The sequence below is a fragment of the Thiothrix nivea DSM 5205 genome, assembly GCF_000260135.1.
Classification (GTDB): domain Bacteria; phylum Pseudomonadota; class Gammaproteobacteria; order Thiotrichales; family Thiotrichaceae; genus Thiothrix; species Thiothrix nivea.
Window position 1 is genome coordinate 2,344,790 of the sequence record NZ_JH651384.1, and the last position, 13,477, is coordinate 2,358,266.

Annotated in this window: 16 protein-coding genes; 9 read left to right on the forward strand and 7 right to left on the reverse strand. The window is 56.7% G+C overall.

The genetic code is table 11. The features are described 5' to 3' along the window. The first annotated feature begins 36 nt into the window (after window positions 1–36). The 7 genes from THINI_RS25695 to THINI_RS25700 all read left to right on the forward strand — a co-directional run bounded on the left by THINI_RS25695 (window position 37) and on the right by THINI_RS25700 (window position 6,318). Complete coding sequence (locus tag THINI_RS25695) at window positions 37–705, forward strand: c-type cytochrome (RefSeq protein ID WP_002708806.1); 669 nt, start codon at window positions 37–39, stop codon at window positions 703–705. 15 nt (window positions 706–720) lie between these two features. Beyond that, window positions 721–1,485, forward strand: coding sequence for an ATP-binding cassette domain-containing protein (locus THINI_RS11810; RefSeq protein ID WP_002708807.1), 765 nt, complete (start codon window positions 721–723; stop codon window positions 1,483–1,485). A gap of 48 nt (window positions 1,486–1,533) precedes the next feature. After that, entirely contained in the window at window positions 1,534–2,874 is a 1,341-nt protein-coding gene (locus tag THINI_RS11815; protein ID WP_002708808.1) for an NAD(P)/FAD-dependent oxidoreductase, read from the forward strand. A gap of 4 nt (window positions 2,875–2,878) precedes the next feature. Continuing rightward, complete coding sequence (locus tag THINI_RS11820) at window positions 2,879–3,958, forward strand: glycosyltransferase family protein (RefSeq protein WP_002708809.1); 1,080 nt, start codon at window positions 2,879–2,881, stop codon at window positions 3,956–3,958. A 96-nt stretch (window positions 3,959–4,054) separates the two neighbouring features. After that, window positions 4,055–4,285, forward strand: coding sequence for a hypothetical protein (locus THINI_RS11825; protein WP_002708810.1), 231 nt, complete (start codon window positions 4,055–4,057; stop codon window positions 4,283–4,285). 19 nt (window positions 4,286–4,304) lie between these two features. Beyond that, entirely contained in the window at window positions 4,305–5,213 is a 909-nt protein-coding gene (locus THINI_RS11830) for a hypothetical protein (RefSeq protein ID WP_002708811.1), read from the forward strand. A 151-nt stretch (window positions 5,214–5,364) separates the two neighbouring features. After that, the gene (locus THINI_RS25700) at window positions 5,365–6,318 is read left to right on the forward strand and encodes a lytic transglycosylase (protein ID WP_002708812.1); all 954 of its coding nucleotides are present in this window, start codon (window positions 5,365–5,367) and stop codon (window positions 6,316–6,318) included. A gap of 18 nt (window positions 6,319–6,336) precedes the next feature. On the opposite strand, the gene ppk2 is transcribed toward THINI_RS25700, so the two are convergent. From ppk2 to gpmI, 5 genes are all read right to left on the reverse strand, one after another. Then, window positions 6,337–7,143: a polyphosphate kinase 2 gene (gene ppk2 / locus THINI_RS11840; protein WP_245536693.1), complete on the reverse strand. Its 807-nt coding sequence runs from the start codon at window positions 7,141–7,143 to the stop codon at window positions 6,337–6,339. Window positions 7,144–7,537: 394 nt separating this feature from the next. Next, window positions 7,538–8,221, reverse strand: coding sequence for a tRNA (guanosine(46)-N7)-methyltransferase TrmB (gene trmB, locus THINI_RS11845; protein WP_002708814.1), 684 nt, complete (start codon window positions 8,219–8,221; stop codon window positions 7,538–7,540). Window positions 8,222–8,290: 69 nt separating this feature from the next. Continuing rightward, window positions 8,291–9,073, reverse strand: coding sequence for a thiazole synthase (locus THINI_RS11850; protein ID WP_002708815.1), 783 nt, complete (start codon window positions 9,071–9,073; stop codon window positions 8,291–8,293). Between the two features lie 23 nt (window positions 9,074–9,096). Then, window positions 9,097–9,300 (reverse strand): sulfur carrier protein ThiS, encoded by a 204-nt coding sequence (thiS, locus tag THINI_RS11855; protein ID WP_002708816.1) that lies wholly within the window; start codon window positions 9,298–9,300, stop codon window positions 9,097–9,099. Continuing rightward, window positions 9,300–10,871, reverse strand: a complete 1,572-nt coding sequence (gene gpmI / locus THINI_RS11860; RefSeq protein WP_002708817.1) for a 2,3-bisphosphoglycerate-independent phosphoglycerate mutase — start codon at window positions 10,869–10,871, stop codon at window positions 9,300–9,302. Before gpmI ends, thiS begins: the two co-directional genes overlap by 1 nt. Window positions 10,872–11,043: 172 nt before the next feature. Between gpmI and THINI_RS11865 the strand changes: the two genes are divergently transcribed. Then, on the forward strand, window positions 11,044–11,817 hold the full coding sequence (locus tag THINI_RS11865) for a BPSS1780 family membrane protein (protein WP_002708818.1): 774 nt from the start codon (window positions 11,044–11,046) through the stop codon (window positions 11,815–11,817). A gap of 66 nt (window positions 11,818–11,883) precedes the next feature. Then, window positions 11,884–12,060, forward strand: a complete 177-nt coding sequence (locus THINI_RS25225; protein WP_002708819.1) for a hypothetical protein — start codon at window positions 11,884–11,886, stop codon at window positions 12,058–12,060. Window positions 12,061–12,102: 42 nt separating this feature from the next. On the opposite strand, the gene tatC is transcribed toward THINI_RS25225, so the two are convergent. Further along, window positions 12,103–13,173 carry a twin-arginine translocase subunit TatC gene (tatC, locus tag THINI_RS11870; RefSeq protein WP_002708820.1) on the reverse strand — a complete coding sequence of 357 codons (1,071 nt, stop codon included), beginning with the start codon at window positions 13,171–13,173 and terminating at the stop codon, window positions 12,103–12,105. Next, window positions 13,157–13,462 (reverse strand): Sec-independent protein translocase protein TatB, encoded by a 306-nt coding sequence (tatB, locus tag THINI_RS11875; RefSeq protein ID WP_002708821.1) that lies wholly within the window; start codon window positions 13,460–13,462, stop codon window positions 13,157–13,159. Before tatB ends, tatC begins: the two co-directional genes overlap by 17 nt. Window positions 13,463–13,477: the final 15 nt, after the last annotated feature.

Sequence of the window (13,477 nt, forward strand, 5' to 3'; positions counted from 1 at the left end):
ACACAGACGCACGGGTATTAACAGGAGATATTGACGATGAAGCGTTTGAAAATCATGGCATTGGTGGCCTTGCTGGGGTTGGGCGCAAGCGTTCATGCCGCTGACAACATGCTGGAGACGGCGACCCAAAAGGGATGTTTCATCTGCCACTCGGTACAGGCCAAAACCGGCCCGGCAGTACCGCTTGCACCAGCCTATGCAGATATTGCCGAACGCTTCAATGGCCAGAAAGACGCCGCCAGCTATCTGGCGCAACGCATCCTCAAAGGCACGGTGGACACGCCGCAGGACTGGGCGGGCAAGGTCAATATGCGTTTCATGCCGCCCAACGTGAACGTGACACCGGAAGAGGCTGGCAAGCTGGCGGAATGGGTGCTTTCCATCAAACAAGACGCGGTGCCGGAAGAAGTGATTACCCGCGAAGGGATGCTGACACTCGCGGCCCAGAACGGCTGTATCGCCTGCCACGGCGTCAGCAAGGAAAGTGATAGCCATTACCTCCCGTTGGCTCCGCCTTTCCATGATGTGGCCGAGCGTTATAAGGGGGTTGATAATGCCCGGGCAACCCTGCTGGATTCCGTCCTGCACGGTACGGTGGAGAAGGAAAAGAAATGGCCGGATACCAACATGCGTTTCATGCCGCCTAACCCGGCGCTGAGCCAGCAGGACGCCGCAACGCTGGTTGACTGGATCTTGTCGTTGTAAACACGGAAGCCTTTGATGCCTGAACAGCCTGTCCTGTCCGTCGAATCTGTCAGCAAGCATTACGGCGCGTTATGTGCCGTGAACAAGGTCAGTTTCCAGCTGGGCAAGGGTTTTCACGCCTTGCTGGGGCCGAACGGGGCAGGCAAGAGCACCCTGTTCCAGTTACTGACCGGCCTGTTCGCGCCGGATCAGGGGGACATCCTCCTCAACGGCATCAGCATCCGCCGTGACTTGCCGCAAGCGCTTGCGCAAATGGGCGTGGTTTTCCAGCAGCCTGCGCTGGATCTCGACCTGAGCGTGCAGGCCAACCTGGATTTTTATGCTCGGCTACATGGGATGGGTAAAGCTGACATTCGCGCCCGCAGCACCGCCGAACTGGCACAACTGGAACTGACCAAGGCCGCTACCAAGCCCTGCCGCGCCCTGAGCGGTGGCAACCGCCGCAAGGTGGAACTGGCGCGTGCCCTGCTGACCAGACCACGACTGTTGTTGATGGATGAAGCTACTGTTGGGCTTGACCCGGCTTCCCGCGCTGCGCTGTTGGCTTACGTCCACCGCTTGTGCAGGGAACAGGGTTTGAGCGTGTTGTGGGCGACCCATCTGATTGACGAAGCGGAGCAGGCCGACCAAGTGCTGGTCATGCACAAGGGCAAACTGTTGGCGCAAGCCAAACCCGCCGATCTGGTTGAACAAACCGCTGCGCCTTCCCTGCTGGACGCTTTCTTCCACCTGTCCGGCGATTCCCCGCAAGGTAGTTTCCAACCTTTTGCCAACCTGTAAGCATTAGATTATGCTGCACTGCAATATCGTCTAATGACAGGAGTCCTTATGCAAACTCATATACCGGATGGCCAGGGGATGCACCGCATCGTGGTTGTTGGCGGCGGCGCAGGCGGGCTTGAGCTTGCCACCTTGCTGGGTGATTCGTTAGGTAAGCGCAAGCAAGCGCATATCACCCTGATCGACAAGAACCTGACGCATATCTGGAAGCCGATGTTGCATGAAATTGCTTCCGGCAGCATGGACTACACCCTGCATGAGGTGGATTATCTGGCGCAGGCACGTGCCCATCATTTCCGTTACCGGGTTGGTGCAATGACGCATATCGACCGTCAACAGAAGCGGGTATTCATCGATGCGCATACCGATGTAGAAGGGCAAACCGTCACGCAACAACGCAGCTTTCCCTATGACACATTGGTGGTGGCAATCGGCAGCCGCACCCACGACTTCGGCATTCCCGGCGTGGCGGAACATGCTATCCAGCTGGATACCGCCGAGCAGGCCCAGCGTTTCCACCGGCGGCTGGTCAATGCCTGTATCCGTGCCAATGCACAAGAGGAACCCCTGTACGCGGGGCAGTTGCAAGTCGCCATCATCGGTGCGGGTGCGACCGGCGTGGAACTGGCTGCCGAGTTGCATAAAAGCATCCGCACCCTGCTGGATTACGGGCTGGAAACCATCGACGCTGACCGCGATGTCACCCTGAACCTGATCGAGGCAGCACCACGCATCCTGTCAGCCCTGCCGGAACGGATTGCCGCAGAAGCCACCCGCATCCTGCAACGGCTGAAGGTAAACATCCGCACCAACGCGCGTGTTTCCGCCGTCTTGCCCGACGGGGTACAACTGTCCAGTGGTGAATTCATCCCAGCGGAGCTGGTGGTGTGGGCGGCGGGCATCCGCTCCTTTGTCTGCCTGCAACGCATGGACGGTCTGGAAATCAACGACATCAATCAATTATTGGTCAAACCCAGCTTGCAAACCACACAGGATGATAGCATTTTCGCCTTTGGTGACTGCGCAGCAGCGGCCTGGTTAGGCAAGCCGGACGGAACCCTGATTCCACCCCGCGCCCAAGCCGCCCACCAACAGGCCATGCACCTGACCAAACAGATGCACCATCTGCTGGAAGGCAAGCCGCTGGAAGACTTCCATTATCAGGATTTCGGCTCACTGGTCTCGTTGGGGGAAAACTGGGCGGTAGGCGGGCTGATGGGCAACCTGGCCAAGGGAACCTTGTTCGTGGAGGGGTACGTCGCCCGCTTCATGTACAATATGCTGTATAAAAAACACCAACTGGGTTTACACGGCTTCTGGAAAGTTGTGCTGGATACCGTGGGTGGCTGGATCCGCCGTAGTACCACGCCGCGTATCAAGCTACATTAGCAGCATGAAACACCTGCTTATCGACATCTCGGCGCACGGCTTCGGCCATGTGGCGCAAACATCCGCAGTCCTGAACGCGCTGGATTGCCGTGACATTCGCCTGACCATCCGCTCACTGACACCGGAGGCTGTGCTGCGGCGGCGCATCCATCAGCCGTTCACCCTGATCCCCTACCAGCAGGACAATGGCATGGTGATGCACGATGCGTTGCGGGTGGATGTGGCCGCCAGTCTGCGCTGGTATGAGGTATTCCACGCTGGTTACGCGCGACACAAGGCACAGGCAGCAAGCGAACTGGAGCAACTCCAGCCCGACCTGTTGTTCAGCAATGTGCCGTATTTGGGTCTGGATGCAGCGGGGGAGGTGGGTGTTCCCGCTGTGGCTCTGTGTTCGTTGAACTGGGCGGATGTGTTCCGCGCTTATTGCGGCTCCCTGCCGGGGGCGGCCAGTATCCATGCGCAAATCCTGGCTGCCTATGCGCGCGCAGATGTGTTCCTGCAACCCGTGCCATCGATGGATATGCACCCCACCCTGCGTTCCCGAGCGATTGCGCCGATTGCCTCGCTGGGGCAGCGGAACCCGGCACAATTGCGGGAAAAGGCAAACCAGCCTGATGCCACCCGTTTCGTGCTGGTGGCACTGGGCGGTGTTGGCATGGAATACCCGCTGGCGACCTGGCCGCGCCTGCCCAATGTGTGCTGGATATTCCCGGATGCTGCCCTTGCGGCTTTCGCTCGGCCTGATTGCCTGCCCGAGTCGTTATTTGGCATGAGTTACGTGGACTTGCTCTCATCCTGCGACGCGGTGATCACCAAGACCGGCTACGGCACACAAACCGAGGCGGTGGTGAACCGGGTTCCGGTGCTGTGCATCCGGCGGCCTGACTGGCCGGAGGAACCCAACCTGCCAAGCTGGCATCAGCAGCATGGCGAAATTGCTTTCACCACCTGGCAGGAGGTGCAGGCAGGCAGCTTCGCTTCCAAACTCGCGGTCTTGCTGGAAACGCCGTGGCAGCAACCGCCGGTGCTCCCCACTGGTGCTGCCGAAGCGGCGGTGGAATTGCAGTGGCGCTTGCGGGCATAAGCGGTAATTACCCTAATCCCATCAACAGTAATTGCCGAAACTGCTATATTTGGCTATTCCATTATCTATCAAACACCCATTGAATGAGGAGACGATATGGACGGCATCATCAACGAAAACATGCAAGGCATTTCCCACATCGCTGATAACCCTTACGCGCATTTGCAGAAAATTTCCGCCGAAATCGACAAGTACGATACCCGTGACAAGATTGACAGGGTACTGGATGAGCTGGATTTCATCCACGAACTGTTCGAGCCGGGGATGCAGCCGATGGTATCACAGGTCAGGGATGTGCTGATGGAGCGTTACCGGGCGCTGGGTTGACAGTGGCAGGGCGGGCGGCATGGAGATTTACGCCAAACGCTTGAACAACCCTTTCCGTGGCCTGTTGCAGGTAGTGGCCAGTGAGCAATTGCGCGCGCTCAGCTTTGACGGCAGGCAGTGGGAACTCCAGTTCCAGTGCGACATGCGCAAACTTAAGCCTAACTACCCCGGTTTCACGCCACGTTACCAGTATGCGCGTATCGGGCGCTGGGATGCGGATAACGGTTTCAAGCCTTACCCGCTTGACCCTGCCATGGATCGGGCAGCGGTGGTTAGTGCCATCGGCGAGGTGCTGGAGGTGTTGGCCAGCGTACAGGTTCCACTGCCGCAGGATGATGCGTATGAGTTATGGTTGCTGGATGAGCAGAAACACTTGCCGCTGGCGCTGCTTGCCAGTTGCCGCCAGCCCACCGAAATGGAGGGGATGCAAATGCGTCACCCTGCATGGAAATCCATCAGCGCTGCCCAGCTTGAAGTGGAAAATACGCCAGAGGAAATCCGTCGGGGAATGCCGCCCCTCAATTACCGTATCGAGGCGCTAGTGAAAAAGCGTGCAGGGCAGAATCCGGTAGCCAAGTGGTTCCGCCGCTCCGGTCATGCTGACGGGTTGGAAGTGACGGCAAATAACCAGGCCGTCAGCGCTTTACCGGCAGTGGCATTCCCTGAATGCCTGTTGCGTGAGGATTGGAATGACGCCGCCGCGCAGGATGTATGCGCCCGCTATCTGCAACGGTTGGCTCCGCAACTGCTGGTGTTGCAGGGGCTTTCCCATGCTGGGCGCGACCGGTTGGAGCAAATGGCTTATCGCCATGTCACCGAGCTAGACCAATACTTCCACCTTTACCCTGCCGTCGCCGACCCACAGCGGATGACGGCTTTTCGTGTCGAGGCGCGCTTGCGGGCAGCTTGCACCATAGGGAAAGCATGAAAATCAATCTATTTGTTTTCTTATAAATTTATAAAATAAAAATCATAATCTATTTATCAATAGAAAAAATCTTCTTGATAATCAAATTAATTTTGCTTAAAAAGCGCCCTTCATTAAGCGTATATTCATTATTTCGAAGAGTTAAACCCCTATGAAACAGGTAATGCCTTATCTGACCGGCGCTTTGCTGGCTTTTATGCTGCTAGTGTTGATGGCTGCTGATTCCAACCTCGCTGAAGCTGCCGGCAAGAAAAAACGCGCTAGCGTTGGTGGTGGTTGTCAGACCCTAAGTTCCTCCAGCCTTCATACCAAAGCTAGCCCCTATCACGCCACTATCCGTTCCGCAGCCAACCAGTACGGCGTTAACCCTAATCTGGTCAAGGCTGTGATTACGGTGGAAAGCTGCTTCCGTTCCAAGGCGCGCGGCTCACTCGGCGAAAAAGGGCTGATGCAACTGATGCCGGGCACCGCCCGTCGTTTCGACATCCAAAACGGTTACAACGCTACCCAGAATATTCATGGCGGCGCTCGCTACCTGAGTTATCTTTTGAAGCGGTATAACGGCAACATGCAGCGTGCCGTGGCAGCTTATAATGCGGGTGAAGGCCGCATCAAGCCGGGCGGCAGGATTCCCAACAAGGGTTATGTCAACAAGGTGCTGAAAGCTTACGGAAAGTTTTCCGTTGGCTCTGGCGAGAAATGGGCGGCAAGCTCCTCCACCCAGCCACCGGTCAACTTGCCTGAATATAAGGCATCTGTGTTTGAGGCACGTGATAAAAAGGAAAAAGCGATACCGTCAACAGTGGTGAAGGGGACTAACGCCAAGGCTGTTACGCAGAAAGTGAAGTGGGGCGCTGTACCGTCACATAAAACCCTTGCGTCCGCTACCCCGGCTCCTGTTCCGGCAAAAGCAACCGTCAGCAGCCCGCAAGCCAAAACCGGTTTGCCATGGAGCGACCTACATGTCCATTATCGCGCAAAAGCGGGGGATACGGTTTATGAGGTCATGCGCCAGACCGGGACGCCAGTCAAAAGCCTTATCCGCATGAATGGCCTGAAAGCGCCTTATCACATCCAAGCGGGGCAAACGCTACGGGTAAAGTAGCGTTTGCTGCCAAAAGCCTCAGCTGCTCAGGTTGGCGCGCCCAACAATCAGCGGGTCTACCGGGGTAAGGTTTTTTACATCCTTACCCTTGTAAGGCAGTTTGCCCAGCACGTAGCGCATGGCGTTCAGGCGCGCGCGCTTCTTGCAGTCGGACTTGATGATAGTCCATGGGCATTCAGCCGTATCGGTGTGGAAAAACATGGCTTCCTTGGCCTTGGTGTATTCCTCCCACTTGTCGAGGGAGGCCAGGTCGATCGGGCTGAGTTTCCACTGCTTGAGTGGGTGGATTTCGCGTTCCTTGAAGCGGCGGCGCTGCTCCTTGCGGCTGACTGAGAACCAGAACTTGATGACGTGGATGCCGCTGTTGACCAAGTGGCGCTCGAAATCAGGCGTCTGCCGCAAGAATTCCAGGTATTCTTCATCGGTGCAGAAGCCCATTACGCGCTCAACGCCGGTACGATTGTACCAGGAGCGGTCAAACAGCACGATTTCCCCCGCCGTAGGCAGATGCTGGATGTAACGCTGGAAATACCACTGGCCGCGTTCAGTTTCAGTGGGCTTTTCCAGCGCGATAACGCGCGCGCCACGCGGGTTCAGGTGTTCCATGAAACGCTTGATGGTGCCGCCTTTACCCGCTGCGTCACGGCCTTCAAACAGGATCACCACGCGCTGGCCTGTTTCACGTACCCATGCCTGTAATTTCAGAAGTTCAACCTGCAAGTGGTATTTCTGCTTTTCATAGCTCTTGCGCGACATGCGGTTTTTGTAGGGGTAAACCGCCGTGCGCCAGTTTTCCACCAGCTCCTCGTCGGGGCTGATCGGCATTTTGGTTTCCGGTTCTTGCCAGCGCAGCAATGCGGTGCGTAAGGCTTCGGCATCATCCGGTGACGCGCCAGCAAGGATGGATTCCAGCGTCTTGATGACGGCGGCTGCATCTACCGGCGGCGGTTCGGTATGGGCGAGGATGTCTTCGGCAGCAGCAACCTTGGCATCTTGCGCTTCAGCAACGGATTGCAGGACTGCGAATGTTTCCACACTCATTTCTGTTACCAGGTCTACGGTTTTATTCGCTTTGATTTCTGCTTCGTCTTTGTCCATCATTTGCTCCACATGCATCGTTGTCATTAAATCTTAATTTATAAATATTAGTGGAAACGGAGGCAAACCGCGCTGACAAATGTCACCAGTCGCTTTGTGAGGGGCTGGGCGCGGCCAGTATCTAGCACTTTTGATAGCGCAAATCCCACACCCCATGCCCCAACTTGAGGCCACGGTTTTCAAACTTGGTGAGCGGGCGCTCAAGAGGGCGCGGGGAATAGGGTGGTTCGGCGGCAAGGTTACGGAACTCTGCGCTGGCTTCCAGCACTTGCGCCATGTGTTCGGCGTAGTTTTCCCAATCGGTTGCCAGGTGGAACACGCCACCCGTGCGCAGGCGTGAGGCAATCAGGCTGACGAAATCCGGCTGCACGATGCGGCGCTTGTGGTGCTTTTTCTTGTGCCACGGGTCGGGGAAAAACAGTTGCACCCGATCCAGCGAGCCAGGCGGAATACGTTTTTGCAGGATATCCACCGCATCGGTATTCATCGCCCGCACGTTTTTCAGCCCCTGTTCACCGACGGTTTTCAGCAGGTGGCCGACGCCGGGGGTATGCACTTCGATGCCGATGAAATCGCGTTCCGGTGCGGTTGCCGCCATTTGCGCCAAAGACTCGCCGTTGCCGAAGCCGATTTCCAGTGTAACCGGTGCGGTGCGGCCAAACAGTTGAACGAAATCCAGCGGCGGATCGGCAGTTTCAATGCCGAATACTGGCCACAGGTCTTCCATGGCCTGTTCCTGCCCCTTGGTCATACGGCCTTGGCGCAGGACGAAGCTTTTGATGGTGCGGGGGTGTTGGTTTTGCATGTATGTGTTTGCTTGTGAAGAAACCCCTCCTAACCTCCCCTTATCAGGGGAGGGCTGGGGAGGGGTTCCCTAAAAAAACGTCCCGTCAATCGGTGAAGACGCCGAGGCATAACGTTTACGTGGCATCCTCCCCGCCAGGAAGGCTTCCCGCCCGGCCATAATCGCGTGTTTCATGGCCGAAGCCATCAGTACCGGGTTTTTCGCGGCGGCAATCGCAGTGTTCATCAGCACGCCATCGCAACCCAGTTCCATCGCCACCGCTGCATCGGAAGCCGTTCCCACGCCTGCATCCACCAGCACCGGCACTTTGGCGTTGCTGATGATTTCGAGGATGTTGTAAGGGTCGCGGATGCCGAGGCCGGAGCCGATCGGGGCAGCTAACGGCATCACTGCCACGCAACCGATTTCTTCCAGCTGGCGGGCAATCAGCGGGTCGGAACTGGTGTAAACCATGACGTCAAAGCCATCTTTCACCAGAATCTCCGCCGCTTTCAGGGTCTGGATGGTGTCGGGGTAAAGGGTTTTTTCGTCACCCAGCACTTCCAGTTTCACCAGCTTGTGGCCGTCGAGCAGTTCGCGTGCCAGGCGGCAGGTGCGCACGGCATCCTCGACGTTGTAACAGCCTGCGGTGTTGGGCAGCAGGGTGTAACGATCGAGCGGGATGACATCCAGCAGGTTGGGTTCATCCTTGTGCTGGCCGATGTTGGTGCGGCGGATGGCGACCGTGATGATCTGCGCGCCGCTGGCTTCGGTAGCAGCTTTAGTTTCAGCGAGATCCTTGTATTTGCCAGTGCCGACCAATAGGCGGGAGCTGTATTCCTTGCCCGCAATGGTGAGGGTATCGTTTTGCATGTCTGAGTTCCTTTCTTTTACTTTTAACCGCCACCGATGGCGTGGACGATTTCAACGGTATCGTGGGGGTTGAGCATGGCACTGTCAAACTGGCTGCGGGGAACAAGCTCCTGATTGACTTCGACCGCCAAGCGCTTGCCCTGTATTTCCAGAATGGCCAGCAATTGAGTCACCGTGGTGTCGGTGGGTACGATGTGCGGGGTTCCGTTAACCAGTATTTCCATCATCAATAGCCCTCGCCCAGGCTTTGGCCTTTGGGGATTTCTTCCAGCAGCAGGGATTTACTCTTCATCCCATCCGGTTTCGGCAAACCCATCAGGTGCAAGACGGTTGGCGCAAGGTTACTCAAGCCGCCTTCATTCGACAGCCGCCAGTTGGATTTGTCCACAATCAGGCAGGGAACCGGGTATACCGTGTGCTGGGTGTTGGGTTCGCCGGTCAGTGGGTCGATGTATTCGTCGCAGTTGCCGTGGTCAGCCGTCAGGATGAGCGAGTAATGGTTGGCAGTGGCCACGTCCAGCAAACGGCCTACTTCGCGGTCGAGTGCTTCCACAGCATGGATCACAGCGCCGGGGACGGCGGTATGCCCCACCATGTCACCATTGGCGAAATTGACCACGATGAAACAGTATTTGTCATCTTCAACCGCCTTAATGACGGTATCCGCCACTTCCTTGGCGCTCATTTCTGGTTGCAGGTCGTAGGTTTCCACCTTGGGGGATGGAATGACGATACGCTCCTCACCCGCATACGTGCGTTCGCGGCCACCGTTGAAGAAGAAAGTGACGTGGGCGTATTTCTCGGTTTCCGCGCAATGCAGTTGCTTCAGGCCAGCCAGGCTGATGGTTTGTGCCAGATTGGTAGCTGGGCGTTCCGGCGAAAAAATGACTGGTGCGAGCAAGCGCTTGTCGTATTCGGTCATGGTTGTCATGGAAACCGGCACGAAATCGCCACGGTCGAAGCCATCAAAATTATCATCGGCCAGCGCCTTGGCGGTCTGGCGGGGGCGGTCGTTGCGGAAGTTGAAGAACAGCACGGTGTCGTTGCTTTGGATGCGTTCCGCGTTCGGCATAATGCGTGGCTTGATGAATTCGTCGGTTTCACCGGCAGCGTAGGCGTCATCAATGGCTTGCAGCGGGTTGCTGGCGGGTGTGCCGATGCCGCGCACCATGGCATCCCAGGCGATTTTGGTGCGTTCCCAGCGGTTGTCGCGATCCATGGCGTAGAAGCGCCCGGTCACGGTGGCGATTTCCCCGCCAGTCGTTTCCATCACTTTCAGGACTTGTTGGATAAATTGCTTGGCAATTTTGGGGGCAGTGTCGCGCCCGTCGGTAATGGCGTGCAGTACCGGCTTGACGCCGTGTTCCTTGCAGGCTGTTAGCAAGGCGGCCAGGTGCGTCATGTGGCTGTGTACGCCGCCGTCGGATACCAGCCCAAGCAAATGCAGTGGGCGGTTGTCGGCCTTGGCGTTTTCCAGCGCGTTCAGCAGGGAATGGTTCTTGAAGAAGCTGCCGTCGTCGATGGCATCCTCAATCCGCACCAGATCCTGACGCAGGATGGAGCCGCAACCAATGGTCATATGGCCAACTTCAGAGTTGCCCATTTGCCCGTCCGGCAGGCCGACCGCGCGCCCGGAGGCTTGCAGGGTAGTGTGTGGGTACTTGCCAAAATAGCGGTCAAAGTTGGGGGTGTCTGCTTCATGTACAGCGTTGAAGCGTTTGCTAGGGTTAACCCCAAAACCGTCAAGAATCACCAAGATGGTTTTACGGCGGGGAACACTTGGGTGTCTTGTTCTCACTGTTTGCCCTCTGTTGTCATGCAGTCCGTCGTGAAGTCGCGCATTGTAGCAGGTAATGCTGTAACTTGCTTTTGGATTTGACTTTCAAAAGGTTTTACGTTAGTAAGGAAATTGTCATAAAAATAGGGTAATCATAGTAATAACAACAACTTCAACGAAAAGGGGCTGCCTCATGAATATACAAACAGTTGAATTCCGGCGCTGCTTTGCCTGGCTGGGCGCGGGTTGGTATGCATTCAAAAGTAACCTGGGTGCATGGCTGGCGCTCTCCATCGTGTTCCTGTTGGCCGTCATGTTGTTGGGGATGTTGCCGTTTATTGGCATCCCGCTGATTATGCTGTTCGTTCCCCTGCTGCTGACCGGGTTGCTGGTGACAGCCCACAAATCCCTGACCGGCTCGCTGGCGCAGGTGGAAGACATCTTGTTGGGTTTTAATGATGAACGTTTCCGGCAGCCCTTGCTGCTGCTGGGTGGCGCGATGGTGGTGGGAACGCTGTTCTTGCTGGTGATGTTTTACCCGCTGAGTTGGGAGTTGCTCAAGGCATCCTACCTCCCTGGCAGTGATACGCAAGCGAACGCAGTCTTGCTGGAGGTGGCGGAAACCTCCCCCCTTGGCCTGCTGTTGCAGTTGGGTATGGCGGGCGTGATCCTGATGGCATTCTTTTACGCAACGCCACTACTGGTGTTCGAGGGGCTGGAGCCGCTGGATGCCATCATGACCAGTTTGCAAGCCTGTTTGAAAAATGCCGTGCCCCTGGGCTTGTTCGCTATTATGGTCGTGGGCTTGGCAATACTGGCTGCGTTTGCGTTCGGGTTGGGCTATCTGGTGCTGATCCCGGTGCTGACGGGAGCCAGTTATGCCAGCTTCCGTGATGTGTTCGACCCTGTGGAAAATGCCAACCCACCCCAAGAGCACAGGGGGCAAGCACGCGTCATTGGCGAGTAGCTTGTCTTGCCTTCTCGTCCTGCTGAGCTGCTACACTGTCAGCATGAAGGTTAGGAACAGGCTTCCATGAAAATTCCCTACGGCGAGAGCAATGGTGAAGCCGGGTGGGGAGCGAAAAAGCAGGAGGGCGTGGGGCAGGTTCAGGGCTATTTGCAGTTGCCTGCCATTGCCGCCTTACCCAAGCTCAGTGCGTGGCTGATGCTGACCGATAGCGAGCGGGTAGAGGTGCTCTGCGTCGGCTAAAGTGTGTAGGAGGGGGCGTAATTCCCCCCCCCCCTGAAATACCTATTCATCATTGTGCTTGTCCTCTTCCCCTTTGCGGAAGTTCTCTTCCATCTTCTTGAACTCTTTATCCATGCGCTCAAGCTCTGCCTCCATTTCCTCGTCGGTCAGGGGGCGGAACGCTTCATCATCGGAGGATTGGGTTGCAACCGTTTCTTCGTAAGTGTAATGCTCGTCTTCCCAAACGGTGGCTGTAGCTGCCGCAGCACCTGCCGCGCTTGCCCCAGCAGCCACAGCCCCGGAGGCTTGGGCCGGATCGGATGGCGGTCTGATTTCACGCTGATATTCCGCCAACTCACGCGCTTCCTTTTCCGCACCCGCTTTTTGTATCTGCTTGTCAAACAGTCGGCTGGCCAGTAAACCAACCTCAAACAACAGCCACATCGGCACTGCCAGCATCACCTGTGACAGAACATCCGGCGGCGTCAGCAACATGCCAACGATGAAAGCGACTACCACGACGTAAGGGCGGGATTTTTCCAGTGCTTCACGGCTGGCAATGCCGGTGCTGATCAGCAGGATGGTGGCCACCGGCATTTCAAAGCCAATGCCAAACGCCATGAACATCATCATGACAAAATCGAGGTATTCGGCAATATCCGGCGTGACCGCGACATTGCTGGGCGCAAAGCCGGGCAGGATGCTGAAAATCATCGGCAGCACAGCGAAATAGGCAAACGCCATGCCGAGGTAGAACAGCACCACGCTGGACAACAACAGCGGCGTCACCAGTTTCTTTTCGTGCTGGTAAAGCCCCGGCGCGACAAACCCCCACACCTGATACAGCACGTAGGGCAGTGCCAACACAAATGCCACCATCAGCGCCAGCTTGTAGGGGATGAAAAACGGTGAAGCTACCCCAACCGCAATCAGTTTCTGCCCTTCCGGCAGTTGTCGCACCAACGGGTCAGACAGCAGGTTGTAAAGATCCTGCGCAAACGGCATCAGGATCAGGAACACGATGCCAATCGCCATCACCATGCGCAGCAAACGGTCGCGCAACTCAATCAGGTGTGCGAGGAAACCGAGTTCCTCACCGTCTTCGGCGGCTGGTGGCTTAGCGTTTTTGCTCATCGTTGGCGGGGGTAGTCGTGTCTTCGATGGAATGGCGGATGTCGTCGGTTTTTTGCTGCATCAGGTTGCGCAGTTCGCGGATTTCTTCTTCCTGCTTGTTCAGCATGGAACGCATTTCCTCGGTGCGCAATTCGCGCTCGATGTCAGCACGGGTGGTAGCGATGAAGGCGCGCGCTTTGCCAACCAAGCGACCAGCCTTACGCGCCAGTCCCGGCAGACGCTCGGGGCCAATCACCAGCAGGGCGATGACACCCACCAGCAGCATTTCGAGGAAACTGGATTCAAACATGGTTTGTACCTGTCA